16 protein-coding genes are annotated in these 22,638 nt (G+C 39.2%); 4 read left to right on the top strand and 12 right to left on the bottom strand.

What is annotated here, in order from left to right:
• The first annotated feature begins 51 nt into the window (after positions 1–51).
• Positions 52–585 carry a DinB family protein gene (locus tag OQX64_RS08275; RefSeq protein WP_265818404.1) on the top strand — a complete coding sequence of 178 codons (534 nt, stop codon included), beginning with the start codon at positions 52–54 and terminating at the stop codon, positions 583–585.
• 87 nt (positions 586–672) lie between these two features.
• Here the strand turns inward: OQX64_RS08275 and OQX64_RS08270 are convergent, their stop codons facing one another.
• The 11 genes from OQX64_RS08270 to OQX64_RS08220 form a co-directional block, all read right to left on the bottom strand.
• Positions 673–3,801: an efflux RND transporter permease subunit gene (locus OQX64_RS08270; protein WP_265818403.1), complete on the bottom strand. Its 3,129-nt coding sequence runs from the start codon at positions 3,799–3,801 to the stop codon at positions 673–675.
• A gap of 30 nt (positions 3,802–3,831) precedes the next feature.
• Positions 3,832–4,905 (bottom strand): efflux RND transporter periplasmic adaptor subunit, encoded by a 1,074-nt coding sequence (locus OQX64_RS08265; protein ID WP_265818402.1) that lies wholly within the window; start codon positions 4,903–4,905, stop codon positions 3,832–3,834.
• Between the two features lie 28 nt (positions 4,906–4,933).
• Complete coding sequence (locus tag OQX64_RS08260) at positions 4,934–6,202, bottom strand: TolC family protein (RefSeq protein WP_265818401.1); 1,269 nt, start codon at positions 6,200–6,202, stop codon at positions 4,934–4,936.
• Positions 6,203–6,258: 56 nt separating this feature from the next.
• Entirely contained in the window at positions 6,259–7,611 is a 1,353-nt protein-coding gene (locus OQX64_RS08255; protein WP_265818400.1) for a sensor histidine kinase, read from the bottom strand.
• Entirely contained in the window at positions 7,611–8,288 is a 678-nt protein-coding gene (locus OQX64_RS08250) for a response regulator transcription factor (RefSeq protein WP_265818399.1), read from the bottom strand. Before OQX64_RS08250 ends, OQX64_RS08255 begins: the two co-directional genes overlap by 1 nt.
• Positions 8,289–8,712: 424 nt before the next feature.
• Positions 8,713–10,191 (bottom strand): redoxin domain-containing protein, encoded by a 1,479-nt coding sequence (locus tag OQX64_RS08245; RefSeq protein ID WP_265818398.1) that lies wholly within the window; start codon positions 10,189–10,191, stop codon positions 8,713–8,715.
• A 21-nt stretch (positions 10,192–10,212) separates the two neighbouring features.
• Positions 10,213–11,592, bottom strand: a complete 1,380-nt coding sequence (locus OQX64_RS08240; RefSeq protein ID WP_265818397.1) for a RagB/SusD family nutrient uptake outer membrane protein — start codon at positions 11,590–11,592, stop codon at positions 10,213–10,215.
• A gap of 11 nt (positions 11,593–11,603) precedes the next feature.
• Positions 11,604–14,990 carry a TonB-dependent receptor gene (locus OQX64_RS08235; protein ID WP_265818396.1) on the bottom strand — a complete coding sequence of 1,129 codons (3,387 nt, stop codon included), beginning with the start codon at positions 14,988–14,990 and terminating at the stop codon, positions 11,604–11,606.
• A 171-nt stretch (positions 14,991–15,161) separates the two neighbouring features.
• On the bottom strand, positions 15,162–16,190 hold the full coding sequence (locus OQX64_RS08230; protein ID WP_265818395.1) for a FecR family protein: 1,029 nt from the start codon (positions 16,188–16,190) through the stop codon (positions 15,162–15,164).
• A 99-nt stretch (positions 16,191–16,289) separates the two neighbouring features.
• Positions 16,290–16,880 carry an RNA polymerase sigma factor gene (locus OQX64_RS08225; RefSeq protein ID WP_088302361.1) on the bottom strand — a complete coding sequence of 197 codons (591 nt, stop codon included), beginning with the start codon at positions 16,878–16,880 and terminating at the stop codon, positions 16,290–16,292.
• Between the two features lie 100 nt (positions 16,881–16,980).
• Positions 16,981–17,679: an NUDIX hydrolase gene (locus OQX64_RS08220; RefSeq protein ID WP_265818394.1), complete on the bottom strand. Its 699-nt coding sequence runs from the start codon at positions 17,677–17,679 to the stop codon at positions 16,981–16,983.
• Positions 17,680–17,837: 158 nt separating this feature from the next.
• On the opposite strand from OQX64_RS08220, the gene OQX64_RS08215 reads away from it, so the two are divergent.
• The 3 genes from OQX64_RS08215 to OQX64_RS08205 all read left to right on the top strand — a co-directional run bounded on the left by OQX64_RS08215 (position 17,838) and on the right by OQX64_RS08205 (position 21,832).
• Positions 17,838–18,905, top strand: coding sequence for a UDP-glucose--hexose-1-phosphate uridylyltransferase (locus tag OQX64_RS08215; protein WP_265818393.1), 1,068 nt, complete (start codon positions 17,838–17,840; stop codon positions 18,903–18,905).
• A 6-nt stretch (positions 18,906–18,911) separates the two neighbouring features.
• The gene (locus OQX64_RS08210) at positions 18,912–20,066 is read left to right on the top strand and encodes a galactokinase (RefSeq protein ID WP_265818392.1); all 1,155 of its coding nucleotides are present in this window, start codon (positions 18,912–18,914) and stop codon (positions 20,064–20,066) included.
• 89 nt (positions 20,067–20,155) lie between these two features.
• Positions 20,156–21,832 carry a sodium:solute symporter family transporter gene (locus OQX64_RS08205; protein WP_265818391.1) on the top strand — a complete coding sequence of 559 codons (1,677 nt, stop codon included), beginning with the start codon at positions 20,156–20,158 and terminating at the stop codon, positions 21,830–21,832.
• A gap of 174 nt (positions 21,833–22,006) precedes the next feature.
• Here the strand turns inward: OQX64_RS08205 and OQX64_RS08200 are convergent, their stop codons facing one another.
• Positions 22,007–22,324, bottom strand: a complete 318-nt coding sequence (locus OQX64_RS08200; protein ID WP_088302366.1) for an RNA recognition motif domain-containing protein — start codon at positions 22,322–22,324, stop codon at positions 22,007–22,009.
• Positions 22,325–22,638 lie beyond the last annotated feature (314 nt).

The raw sequence follows: 22,638 nt of genomic DNA, 5'->3' as shown, positions 1-22,638 counted from the left end.
GCAGCCTGATCATAATATGTAAAGCTGAAAGCTAACTTTGTAAAAAAACAGATGATGAAAATTATAAAACTCTTCACCAGCACATTCATGTTTCTTGTATTAATGAATGTTGCCAAAGCACAAACTACCACTGCCGATTTATTGAAGGAATGGGAACGTGCTAAAACTTATACTTCGGAATATTTAAATGCCATGCCAGAAACAGGTTATGCGTTAAAACCTACACCAGAAATGAGGTCATTTGCTGAGCAGATGTTACACCTGGCAGCAGATAACTATGTTTTTGCAGCCGCTGCTGCGGGTGAGAAAAGTCCGGAAGGTAAAGATCAGCTGGAGAAAACCACTGAGAAAACAAAGGCTGCAGTGACTAAGGATGTGTTAGCAAGTTACGATTATATGATCGCCACCATTAAAAAGATGACTCCGGCTCAACTAAATGAAAAGGTAAAACTTTTTGGCCGTTTTGATATGAGTCGCGAGCAGGCCTTAGGTAAAGGATTTGAACACCAAACCCATCACCGCGGACAAACCACTGTTTATTTGCGTTTGGCTAAAACCACCCCTCCACAAGAAAAATTATTTTAACTTAAAAAAGCCATTAACCCTTTATTAAGCGTTAATGGCCTTTTTTAAAATGTTGAATCTTTTTTGGTTAATCATTTAGGCGCGTTATCAAGCCTGAACCAGATTAACCTTTTGCACGTTTTTCTGGTAAGACCAGTAAAAAACAATCGGATAAACAAAAAGGTTGAAAAGCGTATTGGTGATTAATCCACCAATTACCACAATAGCTAAGGGCTTTGAAGCTTCAGATCCAATTCCGGTAGAGAGTGCTGCGGGCATTAACCCAATAGCAGCCATTAGTGCTGTCATTAATACAGGCCTGAATCGGCTGGCAATTCCATGACGCATGGCATCGGTAAAAGTCCAGCTTTGATGGTGTTTTAAGTCCGCCAGGTTTGATTTGAATTTGGTAATCAGGATCACTCCATTCTGAACACAGATACCAAACAGGGCAATAAAACCAATCCCGGCAGAAATATTGAAGTTAACCCCGGCGACCAATAAGGCCAGTATACCGCCAATCATGGCAAAGGGTACATTGTTTAATACCAATAGGGCATCGCGAATGTTGCCGAAAAGTACAAACAAGATAAAAAATATCAGCAATAAACTTACCGGAACTGCTTGTGACAGGCGGGAAATAGCCCGTTGCTGATTTTCGAAGTCGCCCGCCCATTCCAGTTTATATTCTTTTGGCAGCTTAATCTCAGCATTTACTTTTTGCTGTGCCTCAGCAATTACACTTCCCATATCCCGTCCACGAATCGAGAATTTGATGGCGCCATAACGTTTATGTTTATCGCGGTAAATCATACTGGGGCCGGTAATCTTCCTAATGCTTGAGATCTCGGCAAGCTGAACATTTGATCCGGAAAGGGTAGGAATGCGCAGTTTGCCTATGGAACTTTCATCATTTCTAAAATCTTCAGGATAGCGGATAATGAGATCAAATTTTCGCTCTCCCTCGTAAATTTGCGTGGCAGCCTTCCCACCAATAGCCATTTCAATTACGGCATTGGCATCAGCGGTACTAACACCATAAAGCGCCATTTTTTTCTGATCAAGGTTAATCTGTAACTCCGGCTGACCTAAGTTTCGCAATATGCCAAGGTCTTCGATTCCATCTACAGTTTTCAGAATTTTTTCAATTTTCTCTTCCTCCCTTTCCATAAAATCGAAATTTTCGCCAAAGAGCTTCACCACGATGGAGCCCTTTACACCGGAAACGGCCTCTTCTACATTATCTGATATCGGTTGAGAAAAGTTCAGGCTAATGCCCGGGAAGCCTTTTAGTTTTTCCTGCATCCGTTCAATCAGCTGTTCCTTACTTTGTTTTCGCTTCCATTCTTTCTTCGGATAAATATCCACGTGAAATTCCATGTTATAAAAACCTGTGGCATCTGTACCATCATTCGGGCGACCAGTTTGCGACATCACCTGTTTCACTTCTTCAAAACTTAAAAAGATCTTTCTCATCTCATTGGAAAGCTTTTTGGTTTCATCTAAAGAAATACTCAATGGCCCAGTTGCCCTTACATAGATAGAACCTTCATCCAGGCTGGGTAAAAACTCTGTTCCCAGAAATTTAAAACTGAAAATCCCCAGAACCAGTACCAAAATGGAAATGGAAAACACCAGTTTTTTCTTACTGAAACATTTGTCGTAAAATTTAAGCGTTACTTTAGTAATCCATTCTAAAAACACATTGTGTTTTTCTTTAACGTTCTTTTTAAGCAATACACTCGCCATTGCAGGCACCAGTGTAAAGGTTAAAATGAGGGCGCCAAGAAGGGCAAAACTTAGTGTCCAGGCGAGTGGAGAAAACATTTTGCCTTCTACTTTTTCAAAAGTAAAAATAGGTAATAGCCCGGTGATGATGATGAGTTTGGCAAATAAGATCCCTTTTCCATTTTCAAGGCTGGCTTTTTTAATGAAGCCCAGTTTGCTCATTTTATTAAAGCGCTCCATCCCCAGTTTTTTGGCTTTCATATCCAGCGTTACAAAAATCCCTTCTACCATCACCACTGCGCCGTCAATAATAATCCCGAAGTCAATCGCCCCCATAGATAGCAAATTTGCAGGCATTCCTTTCAGCTTCAGGCAGATAAAGGCAAACAGTAATGCCAGTGGAATAATGATGGAAACAATGAGGGTGGTGCGCCAATCGGCCATGAATAAAAATACAATCAGGGTAACAAATAAAATTCCCTCCAGCATGTTGCCCATTACTGTATGCACGGAATAATTAACCAAATCTTCCCGATCATAAAAAGCTTTAACCTTCACATCATCAGGTAAAACACTGTTGTTAATTACCTCAATCTTCTCTTTCAGGCGGGCAATTACTTCGCTTGGGTTTCCACCTTTTCGCATCACGACAATGCCCTCTACCACATCCGGATCGCTGTCTCGTCCCACCTGTCCTAATCTGGGTAAGGCCGATTCTGCTACTTCAGCAATGGTTTTAACATAAATTGGTGTTCCGTTGATATTATCCACCACCACATTCCTGATTTCATCAATGTTATTGAGCACACCTATTCCACGAACCACATAAGCCTGGCCGCTTTGTACAATCACATCACCACCTACATTAATGTTGCTTTTAGAAACGGCTTCAAAAAGTTCGGTTGCCGTTACCCCATACTGAATGGATTTTTGCGGATCAACCGTAATCTGATAGGTTTTCACTTCTCCGCCAAAACTCACCACATCCGCAATGCCCGAAACAGCCAATAACTCCCGCTGAATTACCCAATCCTGCAGGGTTTTAAGTTCGCGGACAGATTTGGTATCACTGCTTAAGGTATAACGAAAAATCTCACCTGTTGGTCCGTAGGGCGGTTGTACTTCGGGCTGAATGCCTTCCGGAAGATCGGCTTCATCCAAATGGTTATTTACCTGAACCCGGGCTTCGGCATAGTCCACATCATCTTCAAAACTTACTTTAACAATAGAAAGCCCAAACAGGGATGATGAACGGATGCTTGTCCGCTTTTCGGTAGGATTCATCGCTATTTCCAGCGGGCGACTCACAAATTTCTCTACTTCTTCAGCACTTCGTCCTGGCCACTGCGTAATAATGGTAATGTTGGTATTGGTTACATCAGGAAAGGCATCAATAGTGGTGTTTTTAAAACTTAAATAACCTGCAAGGATGAGGATAAAGGTGGCAAAGAAAATAAAATATTTGTTCTTCAGCGCAAAGCCGATGATGCTTTTGATGAATCTATTCATAGGGGAAAAATCTGTTGGGTGAAAAGGAGGTTACTGGGTTTTAAGGTTTTCAAAAAGAAAAACCTGTTTAGAAGCAATTACGCGGTCGCCAGCGGTTAAGCCTTTACTAATGTATACCCGATCGGCCGTTTTTCTTCCGATTTCAATTTCCTGAATGCATACCTTATTCTCGTTATTTAATACCAGCACATAATTTTTATTATTGTCGAAAACAATCGCCCTCGCATTTACTGCCGGAAGATCAATACCAGCATGTGCAGATACTTTAACCGTACCCAGCATACCTGGTTTTAATAAAGCCTGGGTATTGGCAATCACTACACGGGCGTTCATCACTTTACTTTCCTGGTCAATCAGGTTGTATATTTTATCAATTTTACCTTTAAATACCTGTTCGGGGTAGGATAGGGTAGAGAGACTAACTTCGTCTCCTGCTTTGATGCGTGAAATATCAGACTCATAAATATTAATCATGGCCCACACATTAGAAAGATCGGCAATGGTGAACAGGCTTTTGTCGTTATCGCTACGCAGCTGCATGTTATTGGTCACATTTTTTTCAATCACAAAACCACTAATGGGAGATTTAATGGCATATGAACCGGTGTTGCTGCCGCCATTAAGCTTTAAAACGGCATTAGCTCTTTTCAGTTCTGCCTGCTTAATGAGGAAATCATTTTTAGCTTCTTCCAGTTCCTTAGCAGATGATAGGCCACTTTCATATAATTGTTCAGCTTGTTTTAAGGCACGATTGGCATTTTGAACTTCGGCCCTGGCGGCTATTACTTCTTTATCAAATCCCGCCATTTCTGAACTGGTTACCGTAGCTAAGGTTTGCCCGGTATTCACCTGATCGCCCAAGCGCACGTTTACCCGGTTTACCAATCCGCTTACCATAGGAAAAAGTTCCGATTTGCGGTCTTCATTAGCCGTTATCCTGGCAGAAAAAATAAGATCTGCTTTACTGTTGGCCTGTTGCACCGTATCAATTAATAACCTGTTCAGTAAGGAATCTGTAATGGCAAATTTTTCGGGGGGAGCTTCTGTTTGATGGCTGCCACACCCAAAGCCTAAACCAATTGAAGAAAGTAAAAATACCTTCATTGTATTTTTGTAAATGTAATGCATCATGTTATTTAAATAGGTTGGTACCGGTTACATAATTTAATTCTGCTCTTGAGCTCAATCTTTGTAGCTGAACCTGGTTGATCTGCAATACATTTTCTTTGTAGGATTGGTAGAGATCCAGGAATTCCATCAAACTGACGTTTCTTTCTCTGAAATTTTTAATCAGACCAGAGATCAGTTTGGAAAAACCGGTGTTAAAGTCAGGATCGATTGCCTCAAAAAGTTTTTCATTTCGAAGTGCAGTCTGGTAGCTGTTAAAAAGCTCGTTACTCAGCAAAAGTTCATATTTGTTAACCTCGGTCGTTGCTGCATCAATGCCAATTTTGGCTTTTTTAATTTCTCCCTGATTTCTGTTAAATAGCGGAATGGGAATTTTTAAACCTATACCAGTATATTTCTCCGGATAATTTCCTTTCAAATCGTAGCTTAATGAAATTTCAACATCAGGTATAGCCATTGCTTTCTGAAGTTTTAAGTTGAGCTCATTATAATCCAAGGCTGCTTTAGATCGTTTTAAATCGCTTCTGTTATTTCTGGCCGAATCTAATAACGTGAGATAGGGGATCTGGTTTAGGGGAAGGTCGGGTTCAGCTGACGCTAGGGCTAAAGATAAATTTGCATTTGGCGCTAAACCACAGAGCATACGAAGGTCGCGGTATTGATCTTCCAGCTCATTCAGGAGATTGGTTTGTTCTGCCTGGAGTCCGATCAGTAAAGATTTAATTCTAATCACATCCTTCAATGCTACATTCCCAGCTTTTAATTGCGCTTCATATGCCTTAATAAGCATTTGTGTGGATTTGATCTGTTCATCAAAAACGTTGACTGATTGCGCAGTGAAATATGCTTTGTAGAAAGTATTCTGCAGCTCAAATTTTAGCGTTCGTTGTACATCGAAATATTCCATTTCTGCCATCCTTACGCCGGATTGTGCCAGTTTAATGTTTTTATTTCTTTTACCCGCCAGTTTAATCAGCTGTGAAACGGAACCTGCAAACTGACCATAGGCATAGGAAGTTTGCAAAAATTTACCCGTTTCATGGTTGTACAATAAATTTTCGTATTCCAGTTCCGGATTATCAAAAAGCCTGGAGGTGATGATTTCTGCTTTAGCCTGATCAATCTGATAATTGGCCACCAGTAAATCGAAGTTTTGTTTTAGAAAAAGTGCTTCTGCCTGGGGCAGGTTTAATTTTAAAGTATCGGTTTGAGCATGGGTAATTGGGGTGAAAATGCCCAGCAATAAAAAAATCAGGGTACCTGTCCTTATCATGCCGCAAATCTATCCCAGCCGAATTAAACGCGAATTAAATCGGAATTAAAAGCAGATTAAAGTTGAGGCAGGTAGATGGTGAGGCAATTCTGTTGGTTTGCTGTAACCGATATTTCTATTTTTCCTTTGAACAATGTAATGATCTTATTTGCCATATACAAGCCCATGCCTTCACCTTTCTGACCGATTTCAGCAGATTTTGTGTAAAAAGGCTTAAAAACTTCCTCATGAGCTGACGGTGGGATTCCCGGACCTTGATCAATAATTTTAACCAGGAATTGATGGTGTGAATATTCCAGTTCCACCAATACCTGTTGATTTCCTGAAAATTTAAAGGCATTGGAAATCATATTGTCGATGGCAATTTGCAGTAAAACAGCATTCACGGAGACAAGGGGTATGCTGCCGTTTTCCAGTAAATTTTGAATGTCTAACTGTTGATGGTGATGCAATTGCCAGTCAGACTGAATTTTGATTAAAAGTTCATCCAGTCGAACAGCTGATAACTGCGAATTAATTAGTTCAAGATCCATTTTAGCCAAAGCCAGTAAGCCATTGATGATGTGCTCCATATTTTCAGCATCGTCTAAAATGGATTGAATAACTTTTTGATAAGCCTGAACATCTCTTTCTTTCAAGAGCGCCAGCTCGGCAGTCATCATCATTCTGGTTACAGGCGTTCTTAATTCATGTGATGCATTGGCTACGAAGGTTTTCTGTAAGATAAAAGCTTGTTCCAGCTCTTCCATTAAATGGTTAAAACTTTGCGCAATCAGGTTAATTTCGTCTTTGGTCTGGTTTTCTTCCACCCTGAAAGCCAGATTTTCTGAACCAACCTGTTTTACTTCTCCCATGAATTTTTTAAGCGGCTTCAGCATCTTTACGGCCACCCACCTGCTCAACAATAAAACGATGATTGAAATGGAAACAAAAGTAACCACCATAATTTTGAGCAATTTTTCTAATCGGTTATGTGTACCCTGGTCGGTAGCAGAAGCCAGAATCACGAAATCGCCCTGATTGTCTTTATAGTAAATGCCAACTACCTGCCGCTCTCCATCTTTGTATTGCAGGTGTTTTTGGTTTCTAACCCGGTCGATGGTGGCCTTTGTCCAGTATTGGGCAGAATCTCCGATAAAGGTTGCCCGATCCCGCGAATTATAAATCCGGATGACTTCGCCCTTTAGTTTCTGTAAATATTGGTGTCGAACACTGCTCAAGGCATCTCTGCTCATCTCGTCTGCTTCCAGGTAGAGCTTCGCCGTAACCATGGTGCGGTCTGTCAGGCGTTCAAAAAAATCGGCCTGAAGAAACTTCATGAACGTAAAATAGACCATGCATAGTACCGCAAACAGCATGGAGGTGCTGATGAGGGTAAAATACAGTGCAATGCGGTCTTTTATTTTCATTATTTAAGGATGTAACCCATGTTAATTTTGGTGTGAATCAGTTTGCGCTCAAAACCCTTTTCAATTTTCTTCCTTAAGAAATTGATATACACATCTATCACATTGGTGCCGGTATCAAAGTTGATGTTCCACACCTGTTCGGAAATATACTGGCGGGAAAGCAATCGGTTTGGATGCCTTAAAAACAATTCAAGCAAGTCAAATTCTTTGGCACTCAGCTCAATTTTTTTGTCTGCTCTACTTACTTCTTTACTTGAGGTGTTAAGGCAAAGGTCTTGAAAACAAAGATGATGGCTTTCAGGAACTTCGTTCGTTAACTGACGTCTTAATAGGGCTGTTACTCTGGCCAGAAGTTCTTTCAGATGGAAGGGTTTAACCAGGTAATCATCCGCCCCGGCATCTAAACCCATCACTTTATCATCTACGGTTCCCATTGCAGTAAGCAGTAGAATAGGGATATTGATCTGGCTTTCACGCAAGTGTTTGCACAGCTGGATGCCATTTAAACCTGGCATCATAATATCTATAATTAGAAGATTAAAATCATTTTTGATAAAGTTTTCTAAGGCATCTGTTCCATTATAGGCGTTCCAAACCTGGTAACCATTTTCTTCCAGTGCTGATTTCAGCAGTCCGGCAATTTTATGATCATCTTCTGCTATTCCTATTTTAAGCATAGTACAAAAGTAATGAACTCATCTTAAAAGGAGATTAAAATAGGGCAGTAGGTCAGATTAATAGACCAACTATGAACGGTCGTCTTTTATAGAGGTTCGTCCTCCTGAACTTGACTCAGGATTTATTAAAATGTTAATTTAGAATTATTTTGCCTAATTCAGTTACTTGAAGAAAGGTACTGAATCAGGTTCAGTATGACGAGGTGGCTATAGCAATCGTTCATTCCCGGTGGCCTAATATGTTTATTAATGTTAGTATGGTGTCTTTACCAATCGAAACGATTCATTTTAAAAACGTTTAGGCATTAAGCAATCATCATTTCGGTCGGTGGTACACACGACCAATAGTATTTACGCAAAAAAAATCGCATTCAAATAACCATATATGGAAGTTTGAATGCGATTAGCTAAAGGATAAATCAAGTTATCCTTTTCGGGCCATATCAATCATCATTGAAATTTCATCAACGGCGGCTTCATTGCTGCCTTCAAAGCCCATTAAATTAAACCTGATATTTCCCTGCGGATCGATGACAAACTTAGAGGGGATGCCATTCACTTTGTAATCACTCACCACTTTATTGATTTTGGTCTCAGGATCTTTATTGTCCATCAATACTTCAAAATTATAGTTCTGCGATTTGATGTAGTCGCCGGCATCTTTGGTAGGCGTAGCTGTTTTTTCCCAGGTATGGATAAACAAAAACTTTACGTTTGGATCGTCCTTGTATTTATTAACAGCCATTTGCATTGCTGGAAAAGAAGCCTTGCATGGTCCGCACCAGGTTGCCCAGAAATCTAAAATCACCGTTTTACCCTTCAAACTGCTTAAAGTAACCTGCTTGCCATCCAGATCTGTAAGTGTAAAATCTAGCGCCGGTTTTTTTATCATCTCTTTGTTTAATTTTTGTTGAAGATTGGCGATAATTCCCTTTCTGATTTCAGCGGCATACTGGTCAAAACCGGCATCACTACCTTTTACTTTGATATAAAGTGTTTTAAATGCTGCACTCATTTCATCATTGGCTTTTCCTGATTTTACCGCCTCTTCCAGTTTGGCATAGGCCTCCTCATTTCTGTTTAAAGCCATCAGAATTTTTGCATACTGGAAGTTTGACTTTGGTGATGCTGTTTTCGGATTCGTTGATGCTAATGCTGCATATTTAAGCGCTTCCTTATAGTTTTTTTGTTCGAAGAGAATGTTGGCGTAGGTCATGGTTAAACCCGGATAGCCCGATGCTGCAAATTTGGAAGAATTTAGGTCAGGTAGTTTACCATCATAGTATACCTTTGCGATTTCCATGGCTTTTTTATAATAGATAGACGCATTTTTTAAGTCGCCTGCTTTATAAAAAGCTTCAGCCAAGCCGCCATAACCGCTTCCTTTCCAGAAATCTAGCATTAATTTTTCGCCGTATTCAATTGCTTTTGCGGTGTTTTTTTGTTCGGCATAACCCGTGGCAATGCTACTGGTGACATAGTCATAAACAATTAAATCTTCACCACTAAAATGTGATGGCGGAAATTTCTGAATCCAGGCTTTATAAGCCTTCTCCTTTTCAGCCGGTGTTTTCAGGTCATATATTTCATCATTAGCGGCTTTGTTTCTGGCACGTGAGCCGGCAGGGAACTTCTTTACTTCAGCTTCCAGTAAAGAGTCACTAACTTTCTGATTTTTCAATCGATAATAGTAATTAATGGCCAGATCCATTTCCTTTTCGCTGTTTGATGCGGCAAGGTCTTTTAGCTTATTGGTCAGCAGGGTTTTATCTTCTGGCTTTGTAGAAGTTAACCATTTTTCAAGGTCGGTCTTTGTACTGTCTAATGACTTGGTCTGTGCGCTTACCTGCGTTAATGTTGCAGACAGCAGCAGCGATGTAAGCATAATATTTAAAGTTTTCATCTTTTAAAATTTAGGTAGTTTTTAATTGTATCCGGGGTTTTGGGTTAGGGCATTATTGATCAAAATCTGCGCTTGGGGAATGGGATATAACACCGAAGTGGTTTTCCATGTAGTGGGTCTGAGTGTACCTAAAACGGCATCGGCACGATTGGTTCTTTTTAAATCAAACCAGCGATGGCCCCATTCTCCAAAAAGTTCCATTTTTCTTTCCTGTTCAACAGCAGAAAGCATTTGTGCTTGAGTTAAGGTTGCATTAATGTCTGGTAAACCTGCTCTGGATCTTACGGCATCTAAATCGGTTTTAGCTCCGCTGAGGTTATTCAGTTGTGCCCTGGCTTCTGCCCTGATCAAATATTGTTCAGCTAATCTTAACATCACATTATATTCATTACCAGTGCCTGATGCCACTTTATATTTGGTGATGGAATAGTAGGTTTTACCGCCTAAAGTTTTGGGAGCGGTCCAGTTAGCGCGGCGTAAATCCGTTGTGCTTTCAAAACTCTGATACGTTCCGTCGGCTAAAGAATAGTTTGGAATGGCTGTAGCTGCAGACCCGTAATTATTTCCAGGTACCGAAAATCCATTTACATTTGCGATTTGCCAGATAATCTCATTACTGTTATTGATGAATGCCAATCCTGGTGCCGGTAAGCTATAGGTTCCGGAGCTGATAACTTGGGTAGCCTGTGCTTCTGCGTTCGCATAATCTTTTTGATACAGATAAACACGAGCCAGTAGGGCAGTGGCAGCATGTTTATTGACTCTGCCTCTAAAAGTGCCAACATATGCAGTTGGCAGCGAAGCTTGTGCTTCAGTTAAATCTTTAATGATTTGTGCATAAACCTGAGCCGAAGATGAACGTGGTAAAACGGCATTATCAAAGGCAGCGTAATCATCTTTTAAGGGAAGAGGAACATCGCCGAATAAATTAACCAAATAGAAATAAAAATACGCCCGTAAAAATTTAGCCTCTCCTAAAAGTTGCACTTTGGTAGAAGCAGTTAGCGTGGTAGAAGCTGTTATCCCGCTAATAGCATTATTGGTGTTTTTTATGCCTGGATATAAGTTGCCCCAGGTATTATTTACAAAATTATTATTAGTCAAGATAGCATTTTTCGAAAATTCCTGTATACTCGCATCCGAACCATTATACTGTACATCATCCGCTGATATTCCAGGGTATAATGTGATATAAGTTAGAAAAGCATTGGTATTCGCCGAAGCAGCCGTATAAATACCCATCACCACACTCTGTGCCGCGGCATCGGTTTTAAAGGCATTTTCAAATGATATTTGTGTTGGCGGGGCACCCAATTCTACAAATTTTTTGCAGGACGAGATGGTCAAAACAGCGCCAAGCATGAGTGTGTTATAAATTAAATTTTTATATGTCTTTTTCATAATGATCGAAATTAAAATGAGCAATTAATACCAAATACAATTGTTCTTAAGGGTGGCAATACCTGGCCAATAGTTCCTGTACCCAAACCTGAAGGTCCACCTTGAACGGTAGTTTCTGTATCCAGGGTGTATTTGTTTTTGGCCCAGGTATATAAATTCTGACCTTGAACAAAAATGCTTGCGTTTGAAATCTTCACTTGCTTAAGCCATTCTTGCGGTAGGGTATAGGATAAGTTTACAGATCTTAATTTTAGATAAGAAGCATCGCCATAAACCGCATCTGATTGGGTATAAAGGTTATAGGAATTTGCTATAGTGGTGCCAGCAGTAGCAGAGGCTCCAGGGATATTGGATGATGTATTGGTCGGTGTCCATCTGCCTAACCAATAGTCATTTTGATTGACCAATGCACCCGGCCGGGTGTCTAAAATTTGGGTTACTCCGAATCTATGATTAAACTGGAAAAAGATACCTAATTCAAAACCTTTATACGTAAAAGTATTATTAAATCCGCCAAAGAATGGTGTTCCAAGATCAGCTATATATCTGTCATTTTGATTGATTACACCATTTCCATCTCTGTCTTCATAAGTTGCTGCACCTGTAGCTGGATTTACCCCTAAAAAATGGTAGGGGCGAAACAGGTTAAGAGGTTCTCCAACAACGTAACTAGAAGCTGAAAATGACTTTTCAAGATTAGGAAATTCAAGTAGTTTATTATTATTAAAGGTTACGTTCAGTGAAGACTTCCATGAAAAATCTTTAGAAACCAGATTGGTCGTATTCAATTCTAATTCTAAACCTTGATTTTGAATAACAGCCGGAAGATTTTGCGTGTAAGAGTTATAGCCGCTCTGTGAAGCCACAGCACTTGATGTAATTTGATCTGATGATCGGTTTCTATAATAATTTGCTGAAAATGAAATGCGGTCTTTTAAAAAACCTAAGTCAATTGCCAGATCTATCTTTTTGGTTGTTTCCCATCTAATAGTTTGATTGGGAAGGCCACTAGGTATTAGTGCGGCACTACCTAAATAAGGTGTGGCGGGGTTATATAATGACAAATAAAGATAATTTGGAATTTGGTCATTACCAGTGGTACCAAAACTGGTTCTTAATTTACCAAAACTTAAAAAAGATAAATTTTCTTTTATAAAATCCTCATTAGAGAATACCCAGGCTGCGCCAACTGCACCAAAATTACCGAACCGGTTTTCTGGTCCAAACCTTGAAGATCCATCACGTCTGAATGTGGCATTGATCAGGTATTTTTCTTTCCAGTTATAATTTAATTTTGCAAACACAGCATTATACTTGTACTTCACAATGTTGTTGTAGAGAACGGTAACTGTTCCGGCAGCACTGAGTGTACCTAACAGTTCTTCCACACTGTAATTGTTTCCTAAAATTTGTGTGCCGTTAGAAGTGTTCTGCTGAAAGCTGGTACCCACCAAAGCAGTAAATTTACCTTGACCAATATTTTTGGAGTAATCGAGAGTAGGTTCAATACTCCAGTTCTGAGCTGTAGTATTTGCAAAAGTTGCCGAGCTGACAATGTTCCTGGAAGGGTTTTGTGAAGATGCCGGATCAGTATTAACCTGTTCAATTCTGGTCGTAGTATAACCAAAGTTTGATTTTGCCGTTAAGCCAGGTAAAATGGTATATCTGATCGTTGAATTCGCAATTAAGTTATTGGTAACGCCTGTATATTTTTTTTGTAGCGTAGCCAATGGATTGGTAAAACCGTTTGCCCAAAATAATTTACCATTGGCATCATAAAGTGGCAGGTTTGGTGGTAAGTTGTAGGCCGAAGACACATCAGATGCTGGCAGGTTTGTATTATCATTAGTGTAGCTTACCGAGAATGATGCACCAAATTTTTTGTTTTGCGAAACATGGTCAAGATTTAATCTCGAAGAAAATCTTTTATTGCCATTATCACCTAAAAATACACCAGTTTCTTTACGGTAAGCCGAGTTGAAAAAGAATCTCGTTTGATCATTGCCACCAGATAATGAGGCATCAACCTGATTCAAATGACCGCGATTTCCAATTAATAATTTCTGAAAATCAGTACCATTGTTTTGATCCCAAACGGTTAGATCAGGTGCATTGGTGGTATTGGGTGTAACATTATCATTTTGAAAAGCCTCTCTTCTTAAAGTTAAATATTCCTGAAGATCCAAGATTGGAATAAAGCGGCTCACTTCTGTAAAACCTGACATTAAGTTCACGCCAACTTTAACTTTTCCTGATTTTCCCTGCTTCGTGGTAATTAAAACCACCCCGTTAGCCCCCCTTGATCCATAAATGGCAGTTGCATCAGCATCTTTTAAAATGTCTATCCTTTCAATATCAGATGGGTTGATCATACCAAAAGGACTGATGCCACCACTAGCGCCTGACGTTCCGAATGAATTGAGGTTATCTGTTGCCGGTTGTCCGCCATTGAAATTAGTAAAAGGTACACCATCAATTACATAAAGTGGAATTCCGCCAGAAGTAAGAGAACTTTGTCCGCGAATCTGCACCTGAACGGTACTACCTGGTACCCCATTATTTTGTGCGATGAGCACTCCTGACATTCTACCTGACAGTGCAGCCAATGGATTTCCGACAGGTTGTTTCTGAATTTCATCAGCAGATATAGATGCAACAGCGCCCGTATTTAATTTTCTGGTGGTGGTGCCATAGCCAATAACCTGTACTTCATTCAGGCTTCCCGATTCTGGCGTTAAGGAAACTTTTAAAAGTGTATTTTCATTGACTAAAACTTCCCGGGTTACATAACCCACATAGCTTAGTATCAATGTGATGCTTTTTCCATCAGGTACGGTAACACTAAAATGTCCGTTTTGATCAGTAGCCGTGCTGAACATTTTATCTCCTTTAATTCTAATAGATACGCCCGGAAGCGGGTTTCCGTTCTCATCAGTAATCATTCCCGTTAAGTGGGTGTCATTAACCACTTCATTTGGGGCTAATTTAGCTGTTTTGGTAATCAGAATTTTATTGTCAACCTGCTGATAGGTGAGTCCGGTTCCCTTTAAAAGTAAATCCAGGATCTCCGTTACTGATTTTTCTCCTTCCGGAATACTCACTGGCTGGAGATTTTTCAATTCATTGATGCGGTATAAAAATCGAAACTGACTGTTTGCTTCAATTTTTTTGATCGCCGAAACCAGGTTTTCCTGATCGATGTGTATAGAAATCTTTACTTGCTGTGCCGATTGAGCAATAAGATCAGTAGCGAACAGGCATTGGAGAGAAGCCGTTAATACGATAGCAATGAGGAGGCTGGTGCGCATAAGCTGACGAATTAGATATCGTGTTTGGGATGATGAAGAGAAGAAAACATATTTCTTCCTACCCTCTGCCGATTGTGCAGAAAAATACATAATTTTAAGTGTTTTAAATGAATCCTAGAAAATTGTTTAAACGCATAGATATAGTTAGCGCTATATCTACACCGGCTCCTTGTTTAGCGACAAGGAGTTTTTTTTATTCATTCAAATGCGCAGCTGGTAAATTTTTTTCATGTGGTTTGGTTTAGTTGATTTTGGGTTTATTTATGGTTCACATCCTACGCCATTGATGGTTATGCCGCCGGCGCTGGTTTGGTATTGTGCATTATTGTAGGAACAGATGATTTTAAGAATCTCCTCTAATGATTCTCCCTTTAAAAAGGTTGCCGTAAACCTGCATTTTTTTGGAAGTTCATTTGCAAATGTAATGGGTGTATTAAATCTTTTTGATAAAATTTTTGCTGCCTCCTCTAGTGAAATATCATCGAAGAAAATATCGCTTTCCTGCCATTGTATTGCGTTTTTAGCCAGTACATTAACAAAATTGATGCGTTTATTTTTCTGATTAAAAATAATCTGCTGGTTCGGAACAAGAATACCTAAAACTGACTGGCTATCCAATACGCTTACTTTTCCTCTGGTAACAGTAACTTCGATATTATGGTTGCCGGCATATGCTTTAATGTTAAATGCCGTTCCTAAAACTTTGGTGCTCAGTTTGCCTGCACGTACCGTGAAACTTTTTTTAGCGTCATGCCTGATATCAAAATAACCTTCACCTACCAAAATCACCATCCTTTCAGCACCAAAAACTTTTGGATAGGTGATTGAACTGTTATTATTCAGAATCACTGTGCTTCCATCAGGTAAATTTACCTTTTGGTGCTCATTTTCTGTTTTAACCGTTAATGAGGTAATGGATTGCGTAACCTGTTTTGGAAGGTTTGCTGTTTGCGCCATCCACTGTGGCATTTTGTTTTGATCTTTAAATAATATCGCGGCAAAACAAATGATAAAAAAAGCAGCTGCCCATCCCAGCCATTGCCTGGATAGGTCCGGCTTTTTCTTTATAAATTTTGAATCAGTGGAGATCACTTGTTTTAGAATCTGTTCTGCTTTGCCTGCATTCAACACTGCTTCAGGACTTTTATTCCAAAAATTATCCATTACCAGATCGAGCACTGCTGTATCATCCGCATTTTTTATAAGGGTCATAAACTCTTGCAATTCTGCAGGAGAGCATGTTCTGTTTACATACTGATCAAATAAATAGGTGGCTCTATCCGCTTGCATTTTGTTTAGTTTGATGGCTTAAGGTAGAAATGAAGATGTATCTGTCCCTTTTTAAACAATGACAATACAAAAATGGAAAGGAGGTAGTTAGATGAGAGATTATTTTACAAAAAATAATAAAAGTGGAATAACTTTTATTTGATCTTGTGTCGTCAGGAAGTTTTTAATTGATTTGACAGCATCTCTCAGGTGAGTTTTTACCGTTAATGGAGATAGGTTAAGCTTATTAGCCACATCAGCCTGTTTTAAACCTTCAATATGGCAAAGTTGATAAACTAATTTTTGCTGTGGCGGAAGTTTTTCAATGGCAGTTTCCAATAACTTCTTTGTTTCCTTAAATTGGATCTCATTTTCTGTAGCCAAATCTACATCAGATGTTTCCTGATGGGCCTTCAGGATATTCCTTTGTTCTACTGTAGCTTTTTTTAATGCATTTAACGTTTCATTTCTTGCGGTTGTACGTAGAAATCCCCCAAAATTTTCAATCTGGACTAAATGAGTTCTCTTCACCCAAAGCTTAATAAAAACATCCTGAACAATTTCCTCCGCTGCGGCATCTTCCTGAAGAATGGCTAGTGCGTAGCCGTACACTTTGTTGCGGTAAAAATTAAAAAGAATGCCAAAAGCCTGCTGATCTCCAATGGCAATTTTTGCCAGTATCAAGTTCTCATCAGTCAGTTCCTTTTGCATGGTGCTAATATATCAATTAAACTAAGTTTTTGAGTTTGATTATATTCACGATGTGCTTTACATTTTATCAATAGTACTAAAAGTTATTCCATTTCTGACACTATAATTTTAGATTAGGGATCAGGTTTAAAAAAGCCTGAAAGTTGGCCTTGTATTTTTTCTTATCCAGTTTAAAATAAAAAGCACCTTTCTTTGAACCTGATTTGTCTTTTTCTTCAAGTTTGATCAGTAAACCTGTAGAACTGATTTTTCTGCTAAAATTCCGGGTATCTATTTTAGTATCGTTCACCTCTTCAAAAAGCATCTGCAACTGAGGAATGGTAAACTTTTTGGGCAACATTTCGAATAAAATCGGGTGGAGGGCAGCCTTGTAACGTAGTTTTTTCCGTGCATCAGCCACCATTTGAGCATGGTCGAAAATTAACTTGGGACTTTCATTAACGAGAAACCATTCCGCGTGATATTCATCGCTTAATTGCGCTTTATATTTATGAATATCAATTAAAGCAAAATAGCCTACAGATAATGTGCGTTCAATTGGATCGCGATGAGGTTCCCCATAAATTTGCAACTGTTCCAGGTAAATTCCTTCCAGTCCGGTATTTTTTTTCAATACCCTATTGGCTGCATCATCCGGACTTTCATTGGCACCCACAAATCCACCAATTAAACTCCATTTGTTAATTTCAGGTTCCAGGCCACGCTTCACCAGCAATAATTTAAGGTGTTCTCCGTCAAAACCAAAAACAATGCAATCTACAGCCACCAGATAATGCGGTTGGCCTGAATATTCTATCATGCTGAAATTAATTTAAATGTGCCTGAATATCTTCAAAATTTTACGAAAATAGAAAATATCAGCAAATTATTAAATGTCATTTTGACAAATAATAATTTATTTATACTTTAGCCGAATTCAAATTCCATTTGTAGCCCAACATTCTAATCAATAAATACATGAGTACAACATTTGATCTTGATTCAAATCCACACAGAAGGCTTAATATTCTCACCGGAGAATGGGTTTTGGTATCACCACATCGCACCAAGCGGCCATGGCAGGGTAAGGTTGAAGATATAGCGGGTAATAACCGTCCGGAATATGATCCGAAATGTTACCTCTGCCCGGGAAACGATCGTGCAGATGGCGATGTTAATCCGGATTATAAGGAAAGCTTTGTTTTTAAAAATGATTTTTCAGCCTTGCTGGAAGATACACCTGTTGCTGGCTTAAATGATGATGGCTTATTGGTAGCACAAAATGAACGTGGCATCTGTAAAGTGATTAGTTTTAGTCCGAAACATCATTTAACCCTGCCAGAACTAAGCGTGAATGAAATCACTGCAGTTGTGGACTTATGGCAGCAGGAATTTAACAGCCTTTCTGAAAATGAATGGATCAAGTATATTCAGATTTTCGAAAATAAGGGCGAAATTATGGGTTGCAGCAATCCACATCCACATGGACAAATTTGGTCGCAAAGCGAAGTGCCGATGGAAATCGTGAAAGAAACTGAACGGCAGAAAAATTACTATGCTGTTCATCGGGAAAGTTTATTGTCAGCCTACCTTAAAATTGAATTAAAAAAGGATGAAAGAATTGTTTACGAAAATATTCATTTCGTAGTGCTGGTTCCATTCTGGGCAGTATGGCCTTATGAAACGATGATCATCAGTAAGCGGCAGGTGAGTAGTATCAAATATTTTAACCCTACAGAAAAAGCAGCATTGGCAGATGCGATAAAAGTGCTTACCAGTAAATATGATAACCTTTTTGAAACTTCGTTTCCTTATTCAGCAGGAATGCACCAGGCGCCTGTAAATAGCGGCGATCATCCTGAATGGCACTGGCATATGCATTTTTATCCCCCATTATTGCGATCGGCTACCGTGAAGAAATTTATGGTGGGTTATGAAATGCTGGCCAATCCACAGCGCGACATCACACCAGAATTTGCTGCAAATCGATTAAAAGAATTGTCTACAGAACATTATAAATTAAAACTAACCAAATCACATCATTAAGAGCGAATGGATATTGAACGTTTAAAAAATGCATTCAAAGAGATTTACCAAACCGAACCCATCCTGGTAAAATCTCCTGGAAGAATAAATATTATAGGAGAGCATACCGATTATAATGGTGGCTTTGTTATGCCGGCGGCCATTAATAAGGCCATATATGTTGCGGTATCAAAAAGAGATGATGAGGAAATTCACTTATATTCTGAAAGTTATCAGGCATCTCATACTTCTTCCGTTTCAGCCATAAAGAAATCTGATCTCAGCTGGGCGAATTATGTATTGGGCGTAGCCGATCAATTGGTTAACCGGGGTTATAAAATTGGTGGCTTCAACCTTTATTTGGATGGAAACGTTCCGCTAGGTGCAGGGCTTTCCTCTTCTGCCGCATTGGAATGTGCAACGGCTTTTGCACTCGACCATATGAATGAACTGGGCATTTCACAAATGGATCTGGCTTTAATTTCACAAAAAGCGGAACACGTATTTGCGGGTGTAAACTGCGGGATTATGGATCAGTTTGCTTCAGTTTTTGGTAAGCAGGATCATGCTGTTTTACTGGATTGCAGAAGCATGGAATATGAATATATTCCTTTGGCGTTGGAAGGCCACAAGCTTGTTTTACTCAATACTAATGTTAAACATTCGCTTTCTGATTCTGCCTATAACCAAAGAAGAGCACAGTGTGAACAAGGTGTAGCCTGGATTAGTGCACACCATCCGGAGGTAAGCAGTTTAAGGGATGCCGATTTAAAAATGCTGGAAACATTTGTAAAGCCAAATGATGCGGAGGTTTACCAGAAATGTAAATATGTAGTAGAAGAAATCGGCCGGATTCAAAAAGCAGCCGAAGCACTCAAACAGGGTAATTTAGTTGCATTGGGCAAACTCATGCTCGAAACGCATGAAGGCCTAAGTCAGGAATATGAAGTGAGTTGTAAGGAACTTGATTTTCTGGTTAATTATGTGAAAGATTTAGATCATGTTCTTGGTGCCAGGATGATGGGTGGTGGCTTTGGCGGCTGTACCATCAATATTGTAAAAAATGAAGAAATAGATGCATTGATTTCAGAAGTAAGTGCACTTTATGAAAAAGAGTTTGGTTTGTCACTGGATGCATACGTGGTGGAAACGGCAGATGGATCAACGCTAATCAGCGCCTAAGCTGAGCTTTTTAAAAATATGGAAATAAAAAATAATCAGAATTTGATATGCCATCTGGGCCAGTTGAATAAACCTAAACAAATAAATGAATGAAAAATAATATTCTGGATGCAAAAGATTACATCGTATTCGCGGTGTATTTTGTAATTGTGGCAGCCTATGGCCTTTACATTTACAATAAAAAGAAATCCGAATCAACGGGCTCAAAAGATTACTTTCTAGCAGAAGGCTCACTTACCTGGTGGGCAATTGGTGCTTCTCTAATTGCTTCGAATATCTCAGCCGAGCAGTTTATCGGGATGAGTGGATCAGGATTTAAAATGGGATTGGCCATTGCCACTTACGAATGGATGGGGAGTTTAACCCTGATTGTAGTTGCCGTTTTCTTTATTCCGGTTTACCTGAAAAACAAAATTGCCACCATGCCACAGTTCCTGCACCAGCGCTATAACGGCACTGTTGCGATGATTATGGCTGTTTTTTGGTTGCTCTTATATGTAGTGGTTAACTTAACTTCTATCCTCTATTTAGGTGCACTGGCGGTGAGCAGTATTTCAGGGTTCAACCTCGAATTGTGTATGTATGCCATTGCAGCCTTTGCCATCATCATTACGTTAGGTGGTATGAAGGTAATTGGATATACCGATGTGATCCAAGTATTCTTCCTGATTTTAGGTGGTTTGGCAACCACTTACCTGGCGCTTAATCTGGTATCTACCCATTACGGAACAACGGGTATTTTTGAAGGTTACCACCTTATGAGTACCAAAGCATCAGAACACTTTCATATGATTCTTAAGCCTGATAACGAAAATTATATCGATTTACCAGGTTTAAGCGTGCTGATAGGGGGGATGTGGATTGTAAACTTAAATTATTGGGGTTGCAATCAGTACATCACTCAACGTGCTTTGGGTGCCGATTTAAATACCGCAAGAGGTGGTTTATTATTTGCTGCCTTCCTGAAATTGTTGATGCCGATTATTGTGGTGCTTCCGGGTATTGCGGCATATGTACTATATAAGGACGGGGCCTTCCAGACAGAGATGTTGCAAAATGGGTCTGTCAATCCCGATCGTGCTTATCCGGTATTGCTGAACTTACTGCCTGCCGGTTTGAAAGGGTTGTCTTTCGCAGCATTAACAGCAGCCGTTGTAGCTTCCTTAGCGGGTAAAGCGAACAGTATTGCCACTATTTTTACCCTGGATATTTACAAAAAAGTAATTAATCCCGAAGCAACAGAAAAGAATCTGGTATTGACAGGGAAGATTTCCATTATTGTAGCCATGATATTGGGTGTATTAATTGCTCCTCATCTGGGAATTGATAAAAAAGGTGGTTTCCAATATATTCAGGAATATACCGGCTTCGTGTCACCAGGTATTTTTGCCATGTTTATTCTGGGCTTCTTCTGGAAAAGAACCACTTCAAATGCTGCTTTATTCGCAACCATAGGTGGTTTCGGTATGTCATTATTGCTTAAGGCTTTGCCAAATTTAACTGACCTTTCCTGGTTATCTGGTTTAGGCTTTTCAGTTAAAAATGCATCAGGAATCTATGAAATCCCTTTCCTTGACAGGATGGGCTTTGTATTTATATTCTGTATCATTGGTATGATCATTATTAGTTTATTTGAAAACAGAAAAGGTGTGAATCCTAAAGGACTGGATATTGATGCCAAAATGTTTAAAACCAGTACCAGTTTTGCCGTTGGAACATTGCTTATTATTGGCTTGCTGGTTGCACTGTACAGTGTTTACTGGTAAAATGCTAAGTCATTAGAAATACCGTAACAAAAAGGATAGTATCTGCTGATGCTATCCTTTTTGTTTGCATATCAATCGATAACATAATCGTTCAATATAAAAAATAAGGTATGTCATTTTATTTCTGATAACAGGACATTATCAGAACAAGTGATTGTTGAAAAGAGAAAATTTTTAGCGCTGAACGCGTGGTCTTTTAGATTTGAATGCATCGTTTGACCTTGGTTTTGGAGCAGGCTTTTTGGGAGCAGTTTCTTCAGATAACTTAACAGTAATCACATTACCTTTAAATGTTTCTCCATTTAGCATGGAAATAATGTTTTTAGCATCATCTAAACTTGCTACTTCTATAAAGGCATAACCCTTGCACTTTCCGGTAGCCCGATCCCGAACAACCTTTATGGTGTCAATTTTGCCATGCAAACTAATAAAAATTGCCAGATCCATCTCCTGTATGTTGTCTGCCAGGCCACCGACGAAAAGCTTGTTCATTTTCAGAATATTATGTTTACTGTTTTATATCGCTTTTGATAACGTTTTCGCGAGCGTTATGTTTTGTGTTAATTTTTTGCAAAATAAAAATTTATAATGGTGAAAACAAAACAGATTTAACTTATAAGCTTCCCATTCTCTCCTCATCATTAATTTGCTTGAGGTTAATGCAGCATGGATAAATCAATTAAGTTTAAAGTTTACCATAAATTATTATCAGTTTTAAAACAATTGATCGCTTTTTGAAAGCGCAAATGATTTCCTATAACCAATCGGGATTATATTAATTGTCAATAGATTTTCTGTTCAACAGA

This window comes from Pedobacter sp. GR22-10, from assembly GCF_026239715.1.
In the GTDB taxonomy this organism is placed as follows: domain Bacteria; phylum Bacteroidota; class Bacteroidia; order Sphingobacteriales; family Sphingobacteriaceae; genus Pedobacter.
Note: the sequence above shows the minus strand (reverse complement) of the source record. Positions and strands in the feature narration are given on the sequence as shown.

What these genes read in the sequence shown, in the direction of transcription:
- OQX64_RS08275 (WP_265818404.1), top strand. Translation starts at nt 52, where the DNA reads ATGATGAAAATTATAAAACTCTTCACCAGCACATTCATGTTTCTTGTA.
- OQX64_RS08270 (WP_265818403.1), bottom strand. Translation starts at nt 3,801, where the DNA reads ATGAATAGATTCATCAAAAGCATCATCGGCTTTGCGCTGAAGAACAAA.
- OQX64_RS08265 (WP_265818402.1), bottom strand. Translation starts at nt 4,905, where the DNA reads ATGAAGGTATTTTTACTTTCTTCAATTGGTTTAGGCTTTGGGTGTGGC.
- OQX64_RS08260 (WP_265818401.1), bottom strand. Translation starts at nt 6,202, where the DNA reads ATGATAAGGACAGGTACCCTGATTTTTTTATTGCTGGGCATTTTCACC.
- OQX64_RS08255 (WP_265818400.1), bottom strand. Translation starts at nt 7,611, where the DNA reads ATGAAAATAAAAGACCGCATTGCACTGTATTTTACCCTCATCAGCACC.
- OQX64_RS08250 (WP_265818399.1), bottom strand. Translation starts at nt 8,288, where the DNA reads ATGCTTAAAATAGGAATAGCAGAAGATGATCATAAAATTGCCGGACTG.
- OQX64_RS08245 (WP_265818398.1), bottom strand. Translation starts at nt 10,191, where the DNA reads ATGAAAACTTTAAATATTATGCTTACATCGCTGCTGCTGTCTGCAACA.
- OQX64_RS08240 (WP_265818397.1), bottom strand. Translation starts at nt 11,592, where the DNA reads ATGAAAAAGACATATAAAAATTTAATTTATAACACACTCATGCTTGGC.
- OQX64_RS08235 (WP_265818396.1), bottom strand. Translation starts at nt 14,990, where the DNA reads ATGTATTTTTCTGCACAATCGGCAGAGGGTAGGAAGAAATATGTTTTC.
- OQX64_RS08230 (WP_265818395.1), bottom strand. Translation starts at nt 16,190, where the DNA reads ATGCAAGCGGATAGAGCCACCTATTTATTTGATCAGTATGTAAACAGA.
- OQX64_RS08225 (WP_088302361.1), bottom strand. Translation starts at nt 16,880, where the DNA reads ATGCAAAAGGAACTGACTGATGAGAACTTGATACTGGCAAAAATTGCC.
- OQX64_RS08220 (WP_265818394.1), bottom strand. Translation starts at nt 17,679, where the DNA reads ATGATAGAATATTCAGGCCAACCGCATTATCTGGTGGCTGTAGATTGC.
- OQX64_RS08215 (WP_265818393.1), top strand. Translation starts at nt 17,838, where the DNA reads ATGAGTACAACATTTGATCTTGATTCAAATCCACACAGAAGGCTTAAT.
- OQX64_RS08210 (WP_265818392.1), top strand. Translation starts at nt 18,912, where the DNA reads ATGGATATTGAACGTTTAAAAAATGCATTCAAAGAGATTTACCAAACC.
- OQX64_RS08205 (WP_265818391.1), top strand. Translation starts at nt 20,156, where the DNA reads ATGAAAAATAATATTCTGGATGCAAAAGATTACATCGTATTCGCGGTG.
- OQX64_RS08200 (WP_088302366.1), bottom strand. Translation starts at nt 22,324, where the DNA reads ATGAACAAGCTTTTCGTCGGTGGCCTGGCAGACAACATACAGGAGATG.